This window comes from Corynebacterium incognita (assembly GCF_014217255.1).
Taxonomy (GTDB): domain Bacteria; phylum Actinomycetota; class Actinomycetes; order Mycobacteriales; family Mycobacteriaceae; genus Corynebacterium; species Corynebacterium incognitum.
Genome location: NZ_CP059404.1, coordinates 1,726,790 through 1,748,113, shown reverse-complemented (window position 1 = coordinate 1,748,113; position 21,324 = coordinate 1,726,790). Strand labels below are relative to the sequence as shown.

The following is a 21,324-nucleotide window of genomic DNA, read 5'->3' as shown; positions in this document are numbered from 1 at the left end:
ATGATCACGGTGGCCGTCGCATCGTGCGGCAGAACATGAGAGGTCATATCAACTCTCAATTTCCACGGTACTGGAAGTGTTGTGCCTCCGCAGAGCGAAGCTAAGTGATCTGTCCCCCACTTTTCACTACACCTTTGAGGCCTCAATATAAGTGTGCCCCACCACAGTTTCCCTCCCCACGTGACCATTTCCCCGTTGAAGCGATAGTGTAGGAAGTCGAGATTTTCCCTACTCCTTCTTTTTACTCCCGTGACAACGAAAGGCCGACAAGCACGTGGCTGCGCCAGCTGATCCGCATCAACCATTCCAGGACTACGCTCACCCCGAGACCCTCGTGTCCGCACCGTGGCTGTCTGCACGTCTGGGAACGAAGGGCCTGGTGGTCATTGAATGTGACGAGGACTCGGTCCTGTACGACATTGGCCACCTCCCGTCCGCTATCCGCCTTGACTTCAACAAAGACCTCACCGACCCGGTGACCCGCGACATCATCGACGGCGAAGCCTTCGCCGCCCTCATGAGCGACAAGGGTATCGAGCGCGACGACACCGTCGTACTCTACGGCGACAAGGCCAACTGGTGGGCGGCCTACGCCTACTGGGTGTTCAAGCTGTTCGGCCACGAGGACGTGCGCCTGCTCGATGGAGGCCGCGACGCTTGGATGACCGAAGAGCGCGACACCTCCTTCATGGTTCCGGAGCGTCTCACCACCGACTATCCCGTCGTCGAAAGAAACGACAACGCGCTGCGCATCTTCGTCGCGGAGCTCAAGGACCGCGCCGACGATCTCGCGATCGTCGATACGCGCGCCAAGGGCGAGTACAACGGCATCGTGGCCACCGACGGCCTGCCAGATGGCGAAGGCGTGGAGAACCGTTACAGCACTTCCGTGTCCGCAGCCATTGACCCACACGCGCACGCGACCATGCGCCACGGCCACATCCCAGGCGCAGTCAACCTGCCGTGGGACGCGGCGGTCTTCCCCAATTCCTGCTTCCGCGCCATGGCGGACCTCGAGGAACTGTATGCGGAGTTGGACCGCGGCACGGAAACCGTCCTGTATTCTCACTTGGGCGCACAGTCCGCGCTGGTGTGGTTCATCCTCACCAATCTCATTGGCATGGACAACGTCCGCCACTACGACGGCTCCTGGGCTGAGTGGGGCAACATGGTCCGCATGCCTATTGAGCGTTAACGTTCGCTCCGCGCGACCGCACACAACACTTTCCGACGCCCGGGGGGAGCACCCCGGGCGTTCGTCGTGTCGCACCCCGACCCTATATGCAGGTATTTTTGCCGTGGAAAACATTTTTTCAATATCTGACGGTTTACTCATGTTTTGGTGTGCAACAATAGACTGCGGTTTTACAATAAATTTTCCCGGTTCATCATCATCAGGAGGACTCCTGCCGTGGCAGTAGAAACGAAGAAGATCACCAAGGTACTCATCGCTAACCGCGGTGAAATCGCGGTGCGCGTCATCCGCGCGGCCAAGGACGCAGGCATCGCCTCGGTGGCGGTGTACGCCGAGCCCGACGCCGACGCCCCATTCGTGTCCATGGCCGACGAGGCCTTCGCCCTCGGTGGTCAGACTGCCGCCGACTCCTACCTCGACTTCGACAAGATCCTCGGTGCCGCGGAAAAGTCCGGCGCTAACGCCGTCCACCCGGGCTACGGCTTCCTGTCCGAGAACGCTGACTTCGCCCAGGCAGTCATCGACGCCGGCCTCATCTGGATTGGCCCGTCCCCGAAGTCCATCGCCGACTTGGGCGATAAGGTCACCGCACGCCACATCGCTGAGCGTGCCGACGCCCCGATGGCGCCGGGCACCAAGGACCCGGTCGCCGACGCTGACGAGGTCCTCGCTTTCGCTGACGAACACGGCCTACCTGTGGCCATCAAGGCAGCCTTCGGCGGCGGCGGCCGCGGCATGAAGGTCGCGCACACCCGCGAAGAAATCCCCGAGCTGTTCGAGTCCGCTACCCGCGAGGCCGTCAAGGCCTTCGGCCGCGGCGAGTGCTTCGTGGAGCGTTACCTGGACAAGGCCCGCCACGTCGAGGCCCAGGTGCTGGCGGACCAGCACGGCAATGTCGTGGTCATGGGTACCCGCGACTGCTCCCTGCAGCGCCGCTTCCAGAAGCTCGTGGAAGAGGCCCCGGCGCCGTTCCTCAGCGACGAACAGCGCGCTTCCATCCATGAGTCCGCCAAGCGCATCTGCCGCGAGGCAGGCTACTACGGCGCGGGCACTGTGGAGTACCTCGTGGGCTCCGACGGCCTGATCTCCTTCCTTGAGGTCAACACCCGCCTCCAGGTGGAGCACCCCGTCACCGAGGAGACCACCGGTGTGGACCTGGTGCGCGAGCAGTTCCGCATTGCTGAAGGCGGCGAGCTGCCGTTCACCGAGGACCCGGCCCCGCGCGGCCACGCCTTCGAGTTCCGCATCAACGGCGAGGACGTCGCCGCGGGCTTCATGCCATCCCCGGGCACCGTGGTCGAGTACGCCGAGCCAGCCGGCCCGGGCGTGCGCGTGGATTCCGGCATGGTGGCGGGCACCGTTATCGGTGGCCAGTTCGACTCCATGCTGGCCAAGCTCATCGTCTGGGGCGCGGACCGCGACCAGGCCCTGCAGCGTGCCCGCCGCGCGCTGGCGGAGTACAAGATTTCCGGCCTGCCGACGGTCATCCCGTTCCACCAGGCGGTCATTGAGGACCCGGCGTTCGTGGGCAACGGCGAGGGCTTCGACGTCTACACCAAGTGGATCGAAGAAGAGTGGGCAGGCCTGCCAGAGGGCATCGACTCCGGCGCCACCGTCGATGCTGACGACGACGCCGAGGAGACCCCGCGCAAGGTCATCGCGGTGGAGGTCGACGGCCGCCGCCTCGAGGTCGCGCTGCCCGGCAACCTGATGTTCGGCGGGGCGTCACCACGCAAGAAGTCCAAGAAACGCCGCGGCGCCGGCTCCAAGGCTGCCGCCTCCGGTGACACTGTAGCCGCGCCGATGCAGGGCACCGTCATCAAGGTCAACATCGAGGAAGGCCAGGAAGTGGCCGAGGGCGACGTCCTCGTGGTCCTCGAGGCCATGAAGATGGAAAACCCCGTCAAGGCCCACAAGTCCGGCACCGTCACCGGCCTCGCCGTCGAGACCGGCTCCCAGATCAACAAGGGCGCTGCCTTGATGGACATCAAGTAGTTTCTCCGTGCGGCACCGCTACCGGCGCCGCATAGTGTGCAACAACTGCGAAACCCCGGCTCGAATCCTGGAGCCGGGGTTTCGCGTTCCTTCGCCTACTTAATCACCGCGATGAGGTCACCACCCTCAACCTTGGTGGCGGCGGCGATGGCGACGCGCTCGATGACGCCGTCCTTGGTGGCAGAGATGGAGGCCTCCATCTTCATGGCCTCGATGACGGCCACCTGGTCGCCGGCCTTGACCTCGTCGCCGGCGTTCACGGTCGCGCTGACGACGCCCGCGAACGGCGCGGCCACGTGGCCGTCGTTGGCGGGGTCGGCCTTCTCCACCGCGGCGACGGAGGACTCGACGTTGTTGTCGCGGACCTTCATCGGGCGGATCTGGCCGTTGACGTTAAGCACCACGTTGCGCATGCCCTTCTCATCCGGCTCGCCAATGGCGTCCAGGCGAAGGGTGATGGGCTTGAGGTCCGCGCGGTCGTTGGAGCCCTCCGGGAAGTAGTGCACCGTGTAGTCGTTGCCCTCCTCCAGGCCGTAGAGGAACACCGTGTCCGTGAGCGCCTCGGTATTGCCGTACTGGCGGCGGAACTCGTTGAACTCCTCGAACTGCTTCGGGAACAGCAGGCGGTTGAGAGCCTCGCGGCGCTCGGTGGAGTTCTCGGAGGTCAGGTGCGGCTTTTCCTCTTCCGGCACGTCCTTGATCGTGACCTCACCCGGGGTGCGGGAGGACAGCACACGGTCACGCAGCTCCGGCCAGCCGCCCGGAGGGGTACCCAGCTCGCCGCGCAGGAAGGCAATGACGGAGTCCGGGATGTCGTACTTCTGCGGGTTCTCCGCAAAGTCGGCCGGGTCCACGCCCGCACCTACGAGGTGCAGGGCCAGATCGCCGACCACCTTGGAGGACGGGGTGACCTTGGTGGGGCGGCCGAGCATCTCGTTGACGGAAGCGTAGTTGTCTTCGATGATCTCGAAGCGATCCTCCAGGCCCAGCGCCACGGCCTGGGCGCGCAGGTTGGACAGCTGGCCGCCGGGGATTTCATGCTTGTACACGCGCCCGGTCGGGCCCGGGATGCCGTTTTCGAACGGGCGGTAGAGCTGGCGCACGGCCTCCCAGTACGGCTCCAAGTCGGAAATGGCTTGCAGGTCCAAGCCAGTGTCGCGCGAGGAGTTGCTAAACGCCGCCACGATGGCGGACAGCGACGGCTGGGAGGTGGTGCCCGCCAGCGGCGCGGAGGCGCCATCCACGACGTCCGCGCCGGACAGTGCCGCCGCGTAGTAGGTGGCCAACTGGCCGCCTGCGGTGTCGTGGGTGTGCACGTGGATGGGCAGGTCGAATTCCCTGCGCAGCGCCATCACAAGCTTGGACGCGGACTCCGGCCGCAGCAGGCCGGCCATGTCCTTGATGGCCAGCACGTGTGCACCGGAGTTGACGATCTCTTCGGCCAGCTTGAGGTAGTAATCCAGCGTGTAGAGGTTTTCCTTCGGCGAGCACATGTCGCCGGAGTACGCCATGGCCACCTCAACGACGGTGGTGCCGGTCTCCAGCACGGCGTCGATAGCCGGGCGCATCTGGGAGACGTCGTTGAGCGCGTCGAAGATACGGAAGATATCCACACCAGACTTGGCGGCCTCCTGGACGAAGGCGCGACAGACATCATCCGGGTACGGGGTATAGCCCACGGTGTTACGGCCGCGCAGCAGCATCTGGATGTTCTGGTTCGGCATGGCTTCGCGCAGCAGATCCAGGCGCACCCAGGGGTCTTCCTTGAGGAAGCGCATGGCGACGTCGTAGGTCGCGCCGCCCCAGGCCTCCACGGAGAACAGGTTCGGCGTCATCCGCGCCACGGCCTCCGCGGCGGTGACGAGGTCGGTGCCGCGCACGCGGGTAGCCAGCAGGGACTGGTGCGCGTCGCGGAAGGTCGTATCCGTCACGCCGAGCGCAGGCTGCTGGCGGATCTTTTCCGCCCAAGCCTTCGGCCCCAGCTCCAGCAGGTCGTCGCGGGAACCGCGCGGGAGCGGCGCGGACTTGTCGAACGCTGGGATCTTGTCAAAGGGGCGCAGCTTTGTGGGGCGCTCGCCGTTCGGCTTGTTCACCGTCACGTCCGCGATGAAGTCGATGATGCGGCCGGACTCGTCCACGGCCGGTGGTGCCTTGAGTAGGTCCGGGTGCTCGTTGATGAAACCGGTGTCCACGCGCTTGTTGACGAAGTCAGGCTCGCGCAGGAGTGCGCGCAGGAAGCCGATGTTCGTCGACACGCCCGCGACGGTGAATTCGTTGAGGGCACGCTGTGCACGCGCCACGGCGGTCTTGAAGTCCACGCCGCGACAGGTCATCTTGACCAGCAGGGAGTCGAAGTTGGGGGAAATCTCGGCGCCGACAGACGCCGCGCCGTCGAGACGCACACCCGCGCCGCCCGGCGAACGGTATGCGGTCAGGGTGCCGGTGTCCGGGCGGAAACCGTTGTTGGGGTCCTCCGTGGTGATGCGGCACTGCAGCGCGGAGCCGGTGAGCTTGATGTCTTCCTGACGCAGGTCTAGGTCCTCCAGGGAGGCGCCGGCGGCGATATACATCTGGGACTTCACGATGTCCACGCCGGTAACCTCTTCGGTCACGGTGTGCTCCACCTGCACGCGCGGGTTCATCTCGATGAAAACGTGGTTTCCGTTTTCATCGACGAGGAATTCCACGGTTCCCGCACCCTGGTACTTAATGTGCTCGCAGAACTTGACGGCGTCGGCACAGATGCGGTCGCGTAGCTCTGGGTCCAGGAACGGCGCAGGGGCAATTTCCACGACCTTCTGGTGGCGGCGCTGCAGGGAGCAGTCACGCTCAAACAGGTGCATGACGTTCCCCTGGGAGTCCGCCAGGATCTGCACCTCGATGTGTTGCGGGCGAATCACCGCGGTCTCGAGGTAAACGTGGCCGTCGCCGAACGCGGCCTCGGCCTCGCGGGAGGCCTCGGCGGCCTTTTCCTTGAGGTCTTCGGGCCTCTCGACGAAGCGCATGCCGCGACCACCGCCGCCTGCCACGGCCTTGACGAAGACTGGGAAGGTGAAGTCCTTCGCGTACTCTGCGAGCTTATCGACGTCCGTGGAGGGCTCGGAGTCTTGGAGGGTAGGCAGGCCCGCGGCCTCCGCGGCTTCGACGGCGGCGGCCTTGTCGCCGGTCAGGTCCAGGGTGGACGGGGCGGGGCCGATAAAGGTGATGCCGTTGTCGGCACAGGCTTGCGCGAGTTCGGTGCGCTCGGAGAGGAAACCATAACCGGGGTAAATGGCGTCCGCGCCGGACTTCTTGGCGGCGCGGATCATCTCATCAATGTCCAGGTAGGCCTTTACCGGCGAGCCGGTTTCCCCGATTCGTACGGCCTCGTCCGCGAAGGAGCGGTGGAAGGAATTGCGGTCCTCGCGCGGGTACACGGCAACGGTCTTCGCGCCGGTCTCAAAAGCGGCGCGGAACGCGCGCACTGCGATTTCGCCGCGGTTTGCAACGAGAATTTTTCTAAAGGAAGGAAGCTGTTGAGCTGGCACGTTAAGGGTGGTCCTTTCGCATTGGTGACTTCACTCACTTTGCTATGACATTGATCTAATTTAGTACAACGACGTGACTTATGCCCCGAAAAGTAGAACAATTCTCACCCCTCGCGGGTAGCGCTCCCGCCTGGAGTGCCGCGATTGACTCGCTGATTTAGTACTCGTCGTGCCACGTGGGGAACATCCGTGCACCCACGCGTCGGACCGCACTGGACATGCCGGCGAAAATCATGGCGAAGCTCACCCACAAAAACAGCATGACCCCAACGGGGATCTCGCCGAAAGGATACCAGATGACGAAAGTAGCGATGGCCAGCCCGCCAACCACGTGGGCGAGATCAAAAATAAGTGTGTTCACGGAGACGTTGAGGAGCATCACCGACATGGTCAGCGCAATGGCACCAACAAAGACGAGGATGACACCGTCAAAGAGGCCATCCTCTTGCCAGTGGGGAATCCTAAAATGCAGCGCGATACGGATGATGCCGAGAAGGAGAAACAGCACCTCGACCCAGGGGACGCGCCACCACCGGGCGGCGCCCAATTCGCGCCCGGTGGTCCACTGTTCCACTCCCGCAGAATCCCTGTTCATGTGAGAAATATTAGGTTATTTCGCGTCACAGAGAAACTTATTATGGATATATTTTCCACGCGCACTCCCCCGCCGTTGCCCGGGGCTAGAAAGACTTCGGCGGAACGGTGCGCTGTTCCTCGCCGACGTACGCGGACAGCGGGCGGATGAGCGAGTTGTTTTCGTTCTGTTCAACGATGTGCGCGGTCCAGCCGGTGATGCGCGCCATGACGAAGATAGGCGTGAAGAACTCGATGTCAAAGCCCAGAATGTGGTACGCCGGGCCGGCTGGGAAGTCCAGGTTCGGGCGGATATTGATCGAGGTGTTGTCGTACATGGTCTGGGCCATGATGTCGTACATCTCCACCCACTTTTCCTGCCCGTGGTTGGCGGCCAGCTCCTTGAAGGCGGCCTCCATGGTCGGCACGCGCGAGTCCCCCTTCTTGTACACGCGGTGACCGAAGCCCATGACCAGTTCCTTGTTGGCCAACTTGTTCTTGGTCCACTCCTCCACCTTCGCGGGATCGTCAATCTCCAGGAAGTTCTTCATGACGGCCTCGTTGGCGCCGCCGTGCAGCGGGCCCTTGAGTGCGCCGATGGCGCCCACGATGGCGGAGTAGGTGTCAGACATCGTAGAGGTAATCACGCGTCCGGTGAAGGTCGAAGCGTTGAAGGAGTGCTCGGCATAGAGGATAAGGGACTTGTCAAAGGCCTCCACGTCAGCGCGGTTGAGCGCCGGGGAGCCTTCCTCCTCGCCGAAGACCATCCACAGGAAGTTCTCCGCGAATCCCTTCTTGCGCGAGGGCTCGATGTAGCCTTCGCCGCGACGGCGGCGGATGTCCAGTGCGATGATGGTGGGGATCTTGGCCATGAGCTCCAGCGCGGTGCGGCGGATGTGCTCGGAGTCCTTGGTGTACTCCTCCGGGTCCTGGGCGCCGATGAAGGACACCGCGGTGCGCAGCACGTCCATGGGGTGGCAGGACAGCGGCATGGACATAATCAGGTCAATGAGGTGACGGTCCAGGTGGCGCAGCGCCTTTTCGCGAGCGGAGAAGCGGATGAGAGATTCTTGCTTAGGCAGGCGGCCGTTCCACAGCAGGTAGGCCACCTCTTCGAAGGAGGTGTAGCGGGCGAGCTCCTGGACGGGGTAGCCGCGGTAGGTCAGGGAGTTGGTTTCCGGGACCACCTTGGAAATCGCGGTCTCGTCCACGACCACGCCGTAGAGGCCCTTGCGGACCTCCGGCTGTTCGGTCTTCTTGTCGGTGTTCGTGGAAGCAGTGGTGTCAGACATGGTCTTTCTCCTTGTCGTAGTAGTCGTTAACGGAGGTGGGGTCAGAAGGTGGGCTTGTAGGTGTCCTTGGAGTAGGTGAACACCGAGGTGTCGAAGGCGTTGTACTCCTCGTAACGGACGAGCTCGTAGAGGCGGGAGCGGTGTTGCATGCGCTCGAGCCAGTCGGTTTGGATTCCCTTGTCGCGCAGGTCGCCGTAGAATTCCTCGGCGGCACCCATGGCTACGCGGAAAGCAGAGACGGGCCAGATCACGGCGTTGTAGCCGATGTCGCCCAGCGTGGTGGCGGACTGCAGCTCGGTCTTGCCAAACTCGGTCATATTGGCCAGCAGCGGGGTGTCCACGGCGGCCCGGAACTTCTCAAAGTCCTCGCGGGTGTACAGCGCCTCGGTGAAGATGAGGTCCGCGCCGGCGTCCGCGTAAGCTTTCGCGCGCTCGATGGCGGAGTCGATGCCCTCAACGCCCGCGGCGTCGGTACGCGCACAGATGATGAAGTTGTCGTCGGTGCGCTCCTCTGCCGCGGCCTTGATGCGGCGGACCATCACGTCGGTGGCCACTACTTCTTTGCCGTCCAGGTGGCCGCAGCGCTTCGGGTTGACCTGGTCTTCCAGATGGCAGCCGGCGAGGCCAGCCGATTCCAGCTCGGAGACGGTGCGGGCGGCGGACATGGGTTCGCCGAAGCCGGTATCGGCGTCGACAAGCACCGGCAGGTCCGTGGCGCGGGCCACCTGCCCGGCGCGGGTGGCCACCTCGGTGAGTGTGGTCAACCCGATGTCCGGCAGACCCAGGTCATTGGCCAGCACGGCACCGGAGAGGTACACGCCGCCGAAGCCGCCGAGGTCTTGGATGAGCCGCGCGGATAGCGGATTGAAGGCGCCCGGGAGGGTGACGATGTTGCCGGAGGTCAGCGCGTCTTTGAAAGCTTTGCGCTTGTCCGCCGGGGTGGTGGTGGATTTGTACAGACCAGCCATAGCTAGAACAGTCCTTCCTTGATGGGTGCCGCGGTAGCCAGGACGTCGTCGGCAAGCTCGATGTTGAGCTCGGAGAGGTCCTCGAGGTTCGCCAGGTTCTCCGCCGCGGCGAGGAAGCGGTCCTGCTCCTCAGGCGCTACGATGCCCTCGGCGAGAGTGCGGAACTTAGCGATGTACTGCTCGCGGGCGAATGGGCGGGCGCCGAGCGGGTGGGCGTCGGCCACGGCCAGCTCGTCGTCGACCACAGTGCCGTCAGCGAAGGTGATGACGGCGCGGGCACCAAAGGCCTTCTCGTTCGGGTCGGTGGAGTGGTAGCGGCGGGTCCACTCCTCATCCTCGACGGTGGAGACCTTGTGCCACAGGGCCACGGTCTCCGGGCGCGCGGCGCGTTCCGGATCGTAGGAGCGCTGGTGGTGCCAGGTCCCGTCTTCGAGGGCGACGGCGAAGATGTACATGATGGAGTGGTCCAGGGTCTCGCGGGAGGCCTTCGGGTCCATCTTCTGTGGGTCGTTCGCGCCGGTGCCGATGACGTAGTGCGTGTGGTGGGAGGTGTGTAGGACGATGGACTCAATGTCCCCGAGCTTCAGGCCCTTGTCCTCCAGGGTGGCCTTCATGCGGCGCGCGAGGTCGATGGGCGCCTGGGACTGGTATTCGGCGGAGTGTTCCTTGGTGTAGGTGTCCAGGATGCCGCGCTTTTCCTCGCCCGGGCCCGGCAGCGGGATGGTGTAAGTGCGCTCCGGGGAGTGCAGCATCCAGGCGATGAAGCCGTCCTCGCCCTCCCAGATCGGGGCGGGTGCGCCCTCGCCGCGCATGGCCCGGTCCACGGCCTCCATGGCCATCTTGCCGGCGAACGCCGGGGCGAAGGCCTTCCAGGAGGAGATGAGGCCCTTGCGGGACTGGCGGGTGGCGGTGGTGGTGTGCAACGCTTGGCCGATGGCCTGGTAGATGGTGTCCACGTCTAGGTCCAGGAGGGTACCCATGCCCGCGGCTGCCGACGGCCCGAGGTGCGCCACGTGGTCGATCTTGTGCTCGTGGAGGCACATGCCGCGCACTAGGTCGACCTGGATTTCGTAGCCGGTGGCCAGGCCGCGGATGAGTTGCTTGCCGTTCGTGCCCGCCTGCTGGGCGGCGGCGAGGATCGGCGGGATGTTGTCGCCCGGGTGGGAGTATTCGGCAGCGAGGAAGGTGTCGTGGAAGTCGAGCTCACGCACGGCAGTGCCGTTGGCCAGGGCGGCCCATTCGGCGCCGTACTTGCCCTGAAGTCCGAAGACGGAGGCGCCTTTGCCTTCGGTCGCGACGGGACGGGCGGCGGCCATGGCGCGGGCGACGGTGACGGGGCGTCGCAAAGCGGAGGCGGCGGAGACCGCGGCGTTGTCGATGATGCGGTTGATGATCATCTCTTCCGTCTCGGCGGGGACCTCTACCGGGTCGGCGGCTACTTGTGCGATCTTGTAAGCCAGATGCTCTTCGATGGGGAATTCTTCGGCGGATTTGCGGGTGCGAACGGAATGGTCGATCATGTGCTGCCTCCTGAAGCAATCGATAGTGAGTTTCAGCTCACAATAATCCACAAAAAGTGTTGTGCGGCATAGTACAATGTGCAAAAGAATGTGGCATTAAGCTTTCAAGTTCGCGAAATCAGTGAAACTCGCACGTCAGCCGCATAAACCATCGCAGGAGGAACAATGCGCAAGCACTACGCGGGGGCAAAGATCCACGCGCTTCGCCGCGCCCACAGGCTCACCCAGGTGGAGATGGCCAAGAAACTCGGACTGTCCGTGAGCTACCTCAACCAAATCGAAAACGACCAACGCCCGCTCACCGTCACGGTGCTGCTGACGCTGGCCAACAACTTCGATACCGACCCCAGCTACTTCTCTGATGCCCCGGACGCCCGCCTGCTCAGCGAGCTTCGCGCTACCTTGCCCGCGCTTGACGACGCCGCGCTCATGGACCTGGCCGATCGTTTCCCTGACGCCGCCTCGGATCTGGCCGCCCTCTCCCACCGGGTGGAAGCCGCCCCGCCGCCGCAGGACCACCAGTTGGTACGCGACTTCTTCTACGACGGCCGTGCCTACATCGACCAGCTGGACACGCGGGCGGAAGCCTTCGCCGCGTCGCTGGGAGATCAGCTCACGCGACTGACGCGGCTGAGCGCCATCTTCGACCGGGACTTTGGCATTAACGTACGTTCTAGCCGCCACCGGGAGGGCCCGCGTAGCCATTTTGACCCCGCAACCCGGGACTTGTCCCTGCGCAGCGGTCTGGCGGAGTCCCAGCTCGTCTTCGACCTGGCTATGAACTACTGCACCCGGGCCTACAGCGAGCTACTCGAGGAGCTCAGCGCCCCGCTGCCCACCCCCGGGGCGCAGGCGATGGCACGCAAGGACCTGGCTAAGTACTTCGCCGCGGCCGTCGTCATGCCTTACGAGCCGTTCCTGGAAACGGTGGAGAACCTGCGCTACGACATGGACGCGGTGGCCATCGAATTCGGTACCGGATTTGAGGCCGCGGCACACCGGCTCACCAGCCTGCAGCGCCCGCAGGCACGGGCGGTCCCGTTCTTCTTTGCCCGCACCGACCGCGCCGGCAACATCTCCAAGCGGCAAGCTGGCGCCGGTTTCCACTTCTCCCGGGACGTAGGCACGTGCCCGCTGTGGGTGGTGCATCGCGCGTTCGAGACCCCGAACCGCATCACGCGCCAGGTGGCCACGATGCCGGACGGGCGCACGCACTTATGGATCGCGCGGATGGTGCAGGGCAACGTGCACCCCTTCGGGCAGCCGCGCAAGGAATTCGCGGTGAGCATCGGTTGCGACATCGAGCATGCCGACGCCGTGGTCTATGCCGACGGTCTCAACCTCTCCCCCGACGCCGCCACCCCCATCGGCCCCGGTTGCGCTCTATGCCCGCGCACGGACTGCACGCAGCGGGCATTCCCCATGGCCGCAGCGCTTCAGGGCTCTACTCGAGATCGTCGTGCGCCACGAGGCGGCGAGCCGCCTCGGTGATGGTGCCGGACAGCGACGGGTACACGGAGAAGGAATCCGCCAGCTGGTTCACGGTCAGCTGGTTGGTCACAGCGACCGCGATAGGCAGGATGAGCTCAGACGCGGTCGGGGCAACCACCACGCCGCCGATGACGCGGCCGGAAGTCTGGCGGCAGAACAGCTTGACGAAGCCGTGCTGCAGGCCGCGCATCTTGGCGCGCGGGTTGGTGGCCAGCGGCATGGTGATGGTGCGCGCGTCCACCTTGCCGTCCTCGATCTCCTTCTGGGTGAAGCCCACCGCGGCGATCTCCGGGCGGGTGAACACGGCGGTGGCCACGGTCTTCAGGCGCAGTGGGGACACGCCCTCGCCGAGCGCGTGGTACATGGCAATGCGGCCCTGCATCGCGGCCACAGACGCGAGCGGGAAGAGGTCGGAGCAGTCGCCGGCGGCATAGATGTTGGAGATGTTAGTACGGGAGACGCGGTCCACCACGATGTGGCCGGACTTGGTGGTCTCCACGCCCACGTGCTCCAGGCCGAGGCCCTCGGTCTTCGGGATGGAACCAATCGACATCACGCAGTGGGAGCCGAGGATCTCGCGGCCGTCGGACGTCTTGACGCACACGCCGCCATCCTCGGTGCGGGTAACGGTATCCACGCGGGCATGCTTTTCCAGCTCTACACCACGCTCGGCCAGGACGGTCTCCAGGACGTCGGCCGCATCGGCGTCGTCATGCGGCAGGATGCGGTCGCGGGAGGCAACCATGGTCACCTTCACGCCGAGCTCAGCAAACGCGGACACGAACTCAGCGCCAGTCACACCGGAACCCACCACGATGAGGTGCTCCGGGAGCTCGGTGAGGTTGTACACCTGCTGCCAGGTCAGGATGCGGTCCCCATCCGGCTGTGCGCCGGAGAGAATGCGCGGGGTTGCGCCGGTTGCGAGCAGGACCAAGTCCGCCTCGATGGTCTCCTCGGTGCCGTCGGCCTTGGTGGCCACCACGTTGTACACCGCGCCGCGGGTGTCCTGGTTCTCCGCGAAAACGCCGCGGCCGTCGATGACGCGCACGCCGATTTCCTCCATGCGACCCCGGATGTCCGCGGACTGGTTGCCGGCCAGTGCCTGTACGCGCTCGTTCAGTGCCTTGACAGCGAGGTCGGCGTCGCTGAGGTGATCAGACAGGCCCAGGTCGTCCGCACGACGAAGGTCGGTCTTAATGTTCGCGCCTGCGATGAAGGACTTGGACGGCACACAGTCCAAGATGACGCCGGAGCCACCCATCCCCTGGTCCTCGATAACGGTGATGTCCGCGCCGTACTTGGCGCCCGCGCTGGCGGCCTCGTAGCCAGCCGGGCCGCCACCGATGATGACAATGCGCTTGTTGTGCTCAGACACGAGTGGGTAGCTCCTTGTTCGTTGTTACCGGTATTGCACGGGCGCGTGGGCTAGTAGCAGCCACTATTTCCGTGCGACAGCTTTTATTCGCTAGTGATTAGCCAGCTACCGAGTCTAACGTCTCAGTACCACTTACGCCCAGATGGCTGGATCCGCTGGGGCTGCTGAGCTTACCGACGCCCGTGGGCCGTACCCCATAGCCGGGCAACAGCACTGCGGGCGCGACGTCGAGCGCTGCCGCGAGGCGGTACAGCGTGGACAGTTGCGGGTCAGCGACGGTACGCGCGTTATTGTCGTTGCGTTCCAGGTTGGAAATGTGCGTGCGCGAAAGTCCGCTGAGCTCCGCGAGCTCGCGCTGCGACAGTCCCCGGCGGCGCCGCCAGGTGCGCAGCTGCCGTGCAAACTCAAAGCCCAGCGCACCTGCTGCGCCCGCGAATTGAAAGCGATTGTTCACGATTTATCCCCCAATAAATCCCCTGCGCCCAGGCAACTTGCCCACGGCGGCGTCCCCTTGGGTACCCCTACCCTTGTGGAGACGGCGTTGTCCTTGTGGAGACGGCGTTGTCCGAGAGGACAACGCCAGGTTAGCTTAAACCTCGATATTGCGTGGGCCGTAGAGGCGATCGCCGGCGTCGCCCAGGCCGGGGACGATGTACGCGTCGTCGTTAAGCTCCGGGTCGATGGCCGCGGTGACCAGGCGCACGGGCAGGCCGGAGTTGGCCAGGGCGTCGACGCCATCCTGCGCGGAGACCATGCACACCGCGGTGATGTTGGTGGCACCGCGGTTGACCAACAGGCGCAGCGCGTGCAGCAGCGAGCCGCCGGTGGCCAGCATTGGGTCTACCACGAATACGGTACGGCCGGTCAGATCCTGCGGCAGGGCCTCCAGGTATGGGACGGGTTCGTGGGTCTCCTCGTCGCGGGCCAAGCCGATGAAGCCCACCTGCGCATCGGGGATCATCTTGAGAGCCGGGTCAATCATGCCCAGGCCGGCGCGGATCACGGGGACGATGATGGGCGGATCCTCCAGGCGCGAGCCTTCCGTAGTGGCCACAGGGGTCTCGAATTCGAAGTGCTCCAGCGGCAGCTCACGCGCCGCTTCGTAGATGAGCATGCTGCCCAGGTCCGTCAGCGCGGCGCGGAACGCGGAGTTGTCGCTGCGCTTGTCACGCATCAGGGTCAGGCGTGCGGCCGCCAGGGGGTGTTCCACAACTGTGATGTCCATAGCCCCCATGGTAAAGCAGGAACGCACCGCGGGGAGAAAACCCCGCGTGCTGAGCCCGCGTACTCGGAGTCGGCGCCGGGAACCGATCGGTAGGCTTCGCCAGTCCAACAAGGCATGACTGAATTTGAGAACCAGACCACCACGCCACACACCACCACGCCACACACCTTTGCCATCGATCCGGAGTACGCGCGCCGTCTGGCGGCGGACCTCGCTGACGCGGCGTCGTTGCCGCAACCGCAGCTCCCGGAGAACTTGGAGTCCCCGTCAGAGGACTTCCTCACCGCGCTCAACGCGGCGCTGACGAGCCTGGACGAACGCAACGCGCAGCTCATCGCCGACGCCCTGCACCTGGCCGATACCGGAAAAACCACCGCGGATGCAGCCGAACAGGAAGATGCCCAGACCGCCGGGGACTTTGACTCGGGTCTGCGCGGCCCGGCGGCGTGGGAAGAGTTCGGGGCGGTGATCTAATCCATGCGTGACATCGTCAATGCGATAGCCACCATCGTGGACCTGGATCCGCCACGGCTGCCCACCGTGAACCTACCCGCGGTGCCGGATGTGACCGCGGCGAACAAGCTGGCGCCGATGGTCGGCGGCAGCGCGCAGCCGATCGCCTCGGTGGCCACCTCGTTGCTAGGCGATCGCAAGGAGCTTTCCGGTTTGCTTACCACGGCGCGCGGCATCGTTGCCGGAGCAGGTGCTTCCCTATTCAAGATCGGTGCTGGGCTACTCATGAAGGCCGCACCCATCGCGTTGGGGCTGCTCTCCCCGCTGCCCGGCGCGCGGGCGGCCACCATCGCGAAGCTGCGGGCACTGGCCGGACAGTTCGTCGCCGCCGCCAAGGTGAAGGTGGCCACGATGCTGCGCAAGCTGGGCGCGTTGGTGCCCTCCCTGCAGCGCATCGCTGGGACGACAGCCACAAGCGTGACCGGTCCCAAGATGCAGCTCGCGGAGCTGCCCCGCGGCACGTCATCCACGCACCCCGCGGCGCGACGCACCGCTCAGCGCAAGGGCACGCAGAATGCTCAGACCCCAAAGCGAGCCATGGCACCAGCCTCGTCGAAGAGCTCGTCGGCGGGATCGTCGGCAGGATCGGCGCAAGGTAAGGCCGCGGTGGCGGCGGCAAAGACGGCGCTGGGAACGCCCTACGCGTGGGGTGGGACGTCGAAAGCGGGTTTTGACTGTTCCGGGTTTACGCAATGGGCATGGCGGCAAGCTGGGGTGGAGCTGCCGCGACTGGCCCAGGAGCAAGACATCGGACGTCAGGTCAGCGCCTCCGAACTGCAGGAAGGCGATCTGGTGGTCTGGGACGGGCACGTGGCCATGTACGCCGGCGACGGCCAAATCATTGAGGCTGGGAACCCCGTGCAGCTCAACCCACTGCGCACTACGAACATGAACATGGGTTTCCAAGGCTTCTGGCGCCCCACCGGCTAGAGGGTCCGTGGTGAGACTGGTGCAGGCATATGGGTAGACTTTATGGCCATGAACTCCCGCGCGATTGTCCCAGTCAAACTCTCCCTGCTCTCCGGCGACTTCTACACCCTGTGGGCGCCAAAGTGGCGCGAACGTGGCGCCGAGTGGCAGGCATTTTTGGGCGACGACGACTCGGTCCTGCTGTTCGAGTCCCCGGCCCAGTTGCTGACCTTCATTGCTAAGGAACCCCGCCATGACTTGGTGGACCACCCGAACTGGGAAGAATTCCAGGCGGGCGATGCGGACCGTGTGGTTCCGGTCAAGCGCAATGAGTACGACCTCGCGGCCGTGCCGGAGGCGCTGGCAGGTCGCCCAGGCCACGAGAACGTCTCCACGGTGGCGCGCAACTTCGAGGTACTTGAGTCCCTGGGTGTGGTCACGGGCGCCGAGCCGGCGAAAAAATTCTTCGGCTCCCACTCGATGCTCAAGAACGTCGAACGCGGCGCGGAGCATTACTCTGGCGACGCTGGCCTCAACGAATGGTCTGGCGTGGGCTACGTCGTCGTCGACCGCTGGAAGGACATCCTGGAATCCCTCGAGGACAACACCCGCGTGGTAGACGCCGACGAGCTAGATACCGCGGACATCAAGTCCAACGAGGAAGCCATCGCCACCGCCGTGGCTGCCGCAAAGGAGCGCCGCGAGGCCCTGGAGGCAGAGACCAAGAAGGCCAAGGACAACGCGGATCCTTATGACGAGACCATTTGGGCGCAAGCAGGCATTGACCCGGTGAAGATCACCGTGGACAACAAGTCCGTGTACACGCTGCGCACCTACCTCGACGGCGCGCCGGTGTTCCTGGGCAAGTGGGGCGAGATCTTCACCTTCCCGTCTACTAAGCAGCTCGCACGCTGGATCGTGGACAACGACGACCACGACATGGCCAAGCTGTCTACCTGGGAGGACCTCTCCACCGCCGCCAACTCCGGCGAACTCGTCGTGACGGTGCACCCAGTGAACCAGTACACCTTCAGCGGCATCGCGCGTGACATCGCAGCCGGCCCGGAACACGTGGACAACGAGCAGATGGGGCGCGCTTACGAGGTATGCGCGGACGCCGCTGACTGGGCGGGAGACGACTCCGTGAACTCGTTCATGATCGCCAACCCGCGTTTCCAGGACTATCTGGGCTACATGCTGGGCTCCACCGAGCACGCGGGCTATGTCCCCTCCAAGCCTTACGACGACCACGTGAAGGCGTGGCAAGGCCTGGAAGAGATGCTGATTAAGCGCTTCTCTAAGTTCTAATCAGCAGCCAGATCAGCTGAAGTCGTCGCCCGCCTCGTCTGATCCTGATGCCGCGGCCGCGTCTGCGGCCGTGTCAGGGACGGCAGCGTCCTCGTTGTACTCGGCTTCCGACAGTTCCTCATACGCCGGCAGGATTTCCGTATCCAGGACCTGCTGGCGTTCTTCTTGGTTCATGAAGGAATTCTCCACCGCTTTCACCGTGAGGTCGAAGAACTCCTCCAGGCCGTAGCCAAAGGTCTCCTGCAGTGCGAAGAAGGCCTCCGTCGCGGTGCCGTCGGCGGGCGCGCCGGTTCCCACGGTGCAGGTGAAGCCCAGCTGCTGAAGCAACGGGAGGATGTGGTCTTTGAGCTCAGGAGCGTCTCCGCGCGCGACCTCCCACAGCGGCGCGGTGTCCACGGCGAGGTGGCGGTCGCGCACCCAGCCGGAGACCTTCCCCGGGTTAATGCCCGCGATGTCCGCGGTGAAGTCGTCAATCATGCCCGTGGCGTGCGCCAGGCGCGTGGCACCCAGCTGCACGGCCTCGGCGATGTCCGCGCTGTCCCCGCGCCCCACAGCGACCACCACCGGGGTCCAGCCCGCGCGCAGCGCCTCCAGCGTCGCGGCGTAATCGCCCAGCGGGCGCAGATCGGCCACGCCGTCGCCCTCGGCGTCGTAGTCACCGCCGCCATCAAGCAGGGCAAAGCCGGCCACCAGTGCCGCGTTGCGCTCGCGGGCCTCCGCCGTCAGGCGCGCCAGCTCGAGAGCCTGCTCCGGGTTCTGCCCGCCTGGCCCGCGGTGCGCGGCCACCAGTGCGCGCGCGTCAATGCCGTCTACCTCGAGCCCTGCGGTCACCGCGTCCAGCGCCTCGCGTGGTTCCAGTCCCGCCGCGGCGGCCGCCTCCTGCAGGTTGACGGCCAGTTCGAGGTACATCACGTGGTCTGCGTGCGCGGCGTTGACCTGCGCCCGCACGGCGTTCGACAGCTCGCTTGCCGACGCCCCCTGGGCCTTATCCAGCGCGAAATCCTCGCGGAGGATCACCTTGGGCAGGGAGGCGATGGTGCCGCCAGCGGCGTCTTTGTAATCGGGGCTAATTGCTGGTGAGTCATGCATGCCTGCCATGGTAGCGCCAGGTCTACAATGACCGGGATGTCTACTCCCCTCTCCCCGAAGATTCACCCCGCTGGTGCTCGCGTGCTCGCCGTGAGCACCGCCGCGGCGCTCACCCTTCTGTCTGCCCCGCACGCCGGTGCACAAGAGGCGGTCACCCCCACGGCGTCGGAAAGCTCCAGCACCCGCAAGGCCGCCCCGAACACAGACGACTGCCCGCACGCGGAGCACCCCGGCGAACCGGTAACCACCTCCGAGCGCCTAGCGCCGGGCCAGGCGGCCCCGGAGGCTATCCCGGCGGTGCAGACCGACGTGGGCTGCGGAGTGACGGCGCCGGAGGGTTTCAGGGTGGACCGCCAGGTCATCGCGTCGGCCTGGCTGGTGGCCGATGTGGACACCGGTGAGATCGTGGCCATGAAGGACCCGCATGGCCGCTACCGCCCGGCGTCGATCATCAAGGTGTTGCTGGCGCTGGTGGCCATCGAGGAGCTGGACCTGAAGAAGGTCGTCCGCGGCACCCAGGCGGACGCCGACATCGATGGCTCGTCGGTGGGCATCGGCCCGGGTGGCAAATACTCGATTTCCACGCTGCTGCACGGGCTGCTGCTGGGCAGCGGCAACGACGCCGCGCACGCGCTCGCACAACAGCTCGGCGGCGACGAAGAGGCGCTGCGCAAGGTCAACGCCAAGGCACAGGAACTTGGCGCAACCAGCACGTACGCCGCCAGCTACTCCGGGCTCGACGCGGCGGGTATGCAGACCTCGCCTTATGACCTGGGCCTGATGTACCAAGCAGCGTTTAACAACCCGACGTTCGCGCGCATCGTCAACACAGAGAGCATCACATTCCCGGGCTACGGGGACATGAAGGGCTACGAGCTGTGGAACGATAACCAGCTCTTCCTCAACGATCCCGACGGCATTGGAGGCAAAACCGGTTTTACGGACGACGCGAACCACACGTTCGTGGGCGCCCTGGATCGCGACGGCCGCCGCCTCATGGCCATCGTGTTGGACACCACCATCGACTCCAAGGCGCGGGCGTGGGAGCAGGCGCAGAAGCTGCTGCACGCGGCGTATAAGACCGCGCCTGGCGACGGCGTGAGCACGCTCGACCCCGACTACCGCGCGGCAGCCGAGTCTGCCGCCGCGACCGCCACCGAGGAGACCTCTCCCCAGGAAACCAACGCCGCGCCGCAGCTTCCCGCGGAGGCTGCACAGGCGGTGGCGACCACCGGCTCGCTCATCGACCGCGTGGGCTCTTGGGTGGGGTGGGCCGTGGTAGGTGGCATCGCGGTGCTGGTGGCGCTCCTAGCGTTCTTGAGCCTGCGGCGCCGGTAAAGACTTCACGATCTCGGCGTTCGCCAGCTGGTCGTGTGTGCCGATCTTCTTGCGCTTTGGGCTGATGCTCAGCAGCACCGGCAAGGAGATCACGGCGGTAGCGAGCCAGCCGAAGTACGGGATCATGGTCAGCGCGCGGAACCAGTTGCGCTTCGCGGCCTTGACCAATCCGAGGTTCTTGCCGGTGTCGATGTTGCGGACCTTGTAGCCCAGCATCCGCTTGCCCAAGGTGCCGCCAAACGCATCGCCGAGCACGAAGTACAGGGTCATGATGAGCCCGGCCAGGACGGAATAGAGGACGAACATGCCCGAGCTGTCCGGATCCAGTGCGTTGGGCACCACGTACAGACTCTCCACCGCAAAGACCCCGGCGGTGCCGAGTCCGGCGGCGAGGAGGAAGTCCACGGTGTGGCCAAATCCGCGCGCCGCGGCGTTGGCGCGGGCCGAGATGCGGCGGTACTCCTCCATCTCCCGGTTCTGCGCGCTGACCAGTTGCGCGGAGGAATAATCCGGCGCTTCCAGCGGGTCGATGACTCCGGGGTTCATCGGCTGCCCCACCGCGAAGCCCACGTGTGCGCCCCGGCGCGGCGCAGCCGCGCTGAAGGGCTGCTTCCACTCCTGGTACGACGCGGACATCGGCGCCGCCGTGGGGGGCCCGGCAACGGCGCCCGCCGCGGGGCCGATGGGGCGGTCCAGGCTCACGGCGTCGGGAAGCTTGCCAAAGCTGCCCAGGTACTCTAGCTGCCGCACGCTGAGGTAGCTTCCCGACTGCAGGTGGCGGTCGTAGATGGCGCGCTTCGCGTCGTCGCCCAGCACAGCATAAGCCAGGGACACGTTTTTGCGGCGCGGGTCCTTGGAGTCGATCCCGGAGGCTTCCATGCGGTCATCGAGATCGGCAATCGCCTCGCCCAACTGGTCGCTCGACAAGGTCGGTGACAAGCTGAGGAGGCGATAAAAATCTAGAGTGTGGGGCTGGGAAGGCACGGATTGCATGCACCCATATTAA

The 21,324-nt window shown here is 65.1% G+C and carries 17 protein-coding genes; 7 read left to right on the top strand and 10 right to left on the bottom strand.

All coding sequences use genetic code 11. The annotated features are described in order from the left end of the window. Window positions 1-274 precede the first annotated feature (274 nt). The gene (locus H0194_RS08125) at window positions 275-1,195 is read left to right on the top strand and encodes a sulfurtransferase (RefSeq protein WP_185175428.1); all 921 of its coding nucleotides are present in this window, start codon (window positions 275-277) and stop codon (window positions 1,193-1,195) included. Between the two features lie 216 nt (window positions 1,196-1,411). Further along, window positions 1,412-3,190: an acetyl/propionyl/methylcrotonyl-CoA carboxylase subunit alpha gene (locus tag H0194_RS08120; RefSeq protein WP_185175427.1), complete on the top strand. Its 1,779-nt coding sequence runs from the start codon at window positions 1,412-1,414 to the stop codon at window positions 3,188-3,190. A gap of 95 nt (window positions 3,191-3,285) precedes the next feature. Here H0194_RS08120 and H0194_RS08115 read toward each other — a convergent pair whose 3' ends face one another. The 5 genes from H0194_RS08115 to prpD all read right to left on the bottom strand — a co-directional run bounded on the left by H0194_RS08115 (window position 3,286) and on the right by prpD (window position 11,070). Continuing rightward, window positions 3,286-6,717, bottom strand: coding sequence for a pyruvate carboxylase (locus H0194_RS08115; protein WP_185175426.1), 3,432 nt, complete (start codon window positions 6,715-6,717; stop codon window positions 3,286-3,288). A gap of 157 nt (window positions 6,718-6,874) precedes the next feature. Further along, complete coding sequence (locus tag H0194_RS08110; RefSeq protein ID WP_185175425.1) at window positions 6,875-7,312, bottom strand: hypothetical protein; 438 nt, start codon at window positions 7,310-7,312, stop codon at window positions 6,875-6,877. A gap of 85 nt (window positions 7,313-7,397) precedes the next feature. Beyond that, window positions 7,398-8,582, bottom strand: coding sequence for a bifunctional 2-methylcitrate synthase/citrate synthase (locus tag H0194_RS08105; protein WP_185175424.1), 1,185 nt, complete (start codon window positions 8,580-8,582; stop codon window positions 7,398-7,400). A gap of 41 nt (window positions 8,583-8,623) precedes the next feature. After that, entirely contained in the window at window positions 8,624-9,550 is a 927-nt protein-coding gene (gene prpB, locus H0194_RS08100) for a methylisocitrate lyase (RefSeq protein WP_185175423.1), read from the bottom strand. A gap of 2 nt (window positions 9,551-9,552) precedes the next feature. After that, window positions 9,553-11,070 (bottom strand): 2-methylcitrate dehydratase PrpD, encoded by a 1,518-nt coding sequence (prpD, locus tag H0194_RS08095; RefSeq protein ID WP_185175422.1) that lies wholly within the window; start codon window positions 11,068-11,070, stop codon window positions 9,553-9,555. A gap of 165 nt (window positions 11,071-11,235) precedes the next feature. On the opposite strand from prpD, the gene H0194_RS08090 reads away from it, so the two are divergent. Continuing rightward, complete coding sequence (locus H0194_RS08090; protein WP_185175421.1) at window positions 11,236-12,561, top strand: short-chain fatty acyl-CoA regulator family protein; 1,326 nt, start codon at window positions 11,236-11,238, stop codon at window positions 12,559-12,561. On the opposite strand, the gene H0194_RS08085 is transcribed toward H0194_RS08090, so the two are convergent. From H0194_RS08085 to upp, 3 genes are all read right to left on the bottom strand, one after another. Then, on the bottom strand, window positions 12,515-13,936 hold the full coding sequence (locus H0194_RS08085) for an NAD(P)H-quinone dehydrogenase (protein WP_185175420.1): 1,422 nt from the start codon (window positions 13,934-13,936) through the stop codon (window positions 12,515-12,517). The genes H0194_RS08090 and H0194_RS08085 overlap by 47 nt on opposite strands. Window positions 13,937-14,033: 97 nt before the next feature. After that, entirely contained in the window at window positions 14,034-14,390 is a 357-nt protein-coding gene (locus tag H0194_RS08080; RefSeq protein ID WP_246388853.1) for a helix-turn-helix domain-containing protein, read from the bottom strand. A gap of 135 nt (window positions 14,391-14,525) precedes the next feature. Then, complete coding sequence (gene upp, locus H0194_RS08075; RefSeq protein ID WP_185175419.1) at window positions 14,526-15,161, bottom strand: uracil phosphoribosyltransferase; 636 nt, start codon at window positions 15,159-15,161, stop codon at window positions 14,526-14,528. A gap of 114 nt (window positions 15,162-15,275) precedes the next feature. On the opposite strand from upp, the gene H0194_RS08070 reads away from it, so the two are divergent. From H0194_RS08070 to H0194_RS08060, 3 genes are read left to right on the top strand one after another with little or no spacing between them, the layout of a single operon-like run. Further along, complete coding sequence (locus H0194_RS08070) at window positions 15,276-15,635, top strand: hypothetical protein (RefSeq protein ID WP_185175418.1); 360 nt, start codon at window positions 15,276-15,278, stop codon at window positions 15,633-15,635. A 3-nt stretch (window positions 15,636-15,638) separates the two neighbouring features. After that, window positions 15,639-16,604 (top strand): C40 family peptidase, encoded by a 966-nt coding sequence (locus tag H0194_RS08065; protein ID WP_185175417.1) that lies wholly within the window; start codon window positions 15,639-15,641, stop codon window positions 16,602-16,604. A 48-nt stretch (window positions 16,605-16,652) separates the two neighbouring features. Next, window positions 16,653-17,891 carry a hypothetical protein gene (locus tag H0194_RS08060; RefSeq protein ID WP_185175416.1) on the top strand — a complete coding sequence of 413 codons (1,239 nt, stop codon included), beginning with the start codon at window positions 16,653-16,655 and terminating at the stop codon, window positions 17,889-17,891. A gap of 12 nt (window positions 17,892-17,903) precedes the next feature. Here H0194_RS08060 and H0194_RS08055 read toward each other — a convergent pair whose 3' ends face one another. Further along, window positions 17,904-18,980, bottom strand: a complete 1,077-nt coding sequence (locus H0194_RS08055; RefSeq protein ID WP_185175415.1) for an amidohydrolase family protein — start codon at window positions 18,978-18,980, stop codon at window positions 17,904-17,906. A 36-nt stretch (window positions 18,981-19,016) separates the two neighbouring features. On the opposite strand from H0194_RS08055, the gene H0194_RS08050 reads away from it, so the two are divergent. Beyond that, window positions 19,017-20,318: a D-alanyl-D-alanine carboxypeptidase family protein gene (locus H0194_RS08050; protein WP_185175414.1), complete on the top strand. Its 1,302-nt coding sequence runs from the start codon at window positions 19,017-19,019 to the stop codon at window positions 20,316-20,318. On the opposite strand, the gene H0194_RS08045 is transcribed toward H0194_RS08050, so the two are convergent. Continuing rightward, window positions 20,289-21,311 carry an RDD family protein gene (locus tag H0194_RS08045; RefSeq protein WP_185175413.1) on the bottom strand — a complete coding sequence of 341 codons (1,023 nt, stop codon included), beginning with the start codon at window positions 21,309-21,311 and terminating at the stop codon, window positions 20,289-20,291. The two genes, H0194_RS08050 and H0194_RS08045, sit on opposite strands and share 30 nt — an antisense overlap. Window positions 21,312-21,324: the final 13 nt, after the last annotated feature.

What these genes read in the sequence shown, in the direction of transcription:
- H0194_RS08110 (WP_185175425.1), bottom strand. Translation starts at nt 7,312, where the DNA reads ATGAACAGGGATTCTGCGGGAGTGGAACAGTGGACCACCGGGCGCGAA.
- H0194_RS08105 (WP_185175424.1), bottom strand. Translation starts at nt 8,582, where the DNA reads ATGTCTGACACCACTGCTTCCACGAACACCGACAAGAAGACCGAACAG.
- prpB (WP_185175423.1), bottom strand. Translation starts at nt 9,550, where the DNA reads ATGGCTGGTCTGTACAAATCCACCACCACCCCGGCGGACAAGCGCAAA.
- prpD (WP_185175422.1), bottom strand. Translation starts at nt 11,070, where the DNA reads ATGATCGACCATTCCGTTCGCACCCGCAAATCCGCCGAAGAATTCCCC.
- H0194_RS08090 (WP_185175421.1), top strand. Translation starts at nt 11,236, where the DNA reads ATGCGCAAGCACTACGCGGGGGCAAAGATCCACGCGCTTCGCCGCGCC.
- upp (WP_185175419.1), bottom strand. Translation starts at nt 15,161, where the DNA reads ATGGACATCACAGTTGTGGAACACCCCCTGGCGGCCGCACGCCTGACC.
- H0194_RS08070 (WP_185175418.1), top strand. Translation starts at nt 15,276, where the DNA reads ATGACTGAATTTGAGAACCAGACCACCACGCCACACACCACCACGCCA.
- H0194_RS08065 (WP_185175417.1), top strand. Translation starts at nt 15,639, where the DNA reads ATGCGTGACATCGTCAATGCGATAGCCACCATCGTGGACCTGGATCCG.
- H0194_RS08060 (WP_185175416.1), top strand. Translation starts at nt 16,653, where the DNA reads ATGAACTCCCGCGCGATTGTCCCAGTCAAACTCTCCCTGCTCTCCGGC.
- H0194_RS08055 (WP_185175415.1), bottom strand. Translation starts at nt 18,980, where the DNA reads ATGCATGACTCACCAGCAATTAGCCCCGATTACAAAGACGCCGCTGGC.
- H0194_RS08050 (WP_185175414.1), top strand. Translation starts at nt 19,017, where the DNA reads ATGTCTACTCCCCTCTCCCCGAAGATTCACCCCGCTGGTGCTCGCGTG.
- H0194_RS08045 (WP_185175413.1), bottom strand. Translation starts at nt 21,311, where the DNA reads ATGCAATCCGTGCCTTCCCAGCCCCACACTCTAGATTTTTATCGCCTC.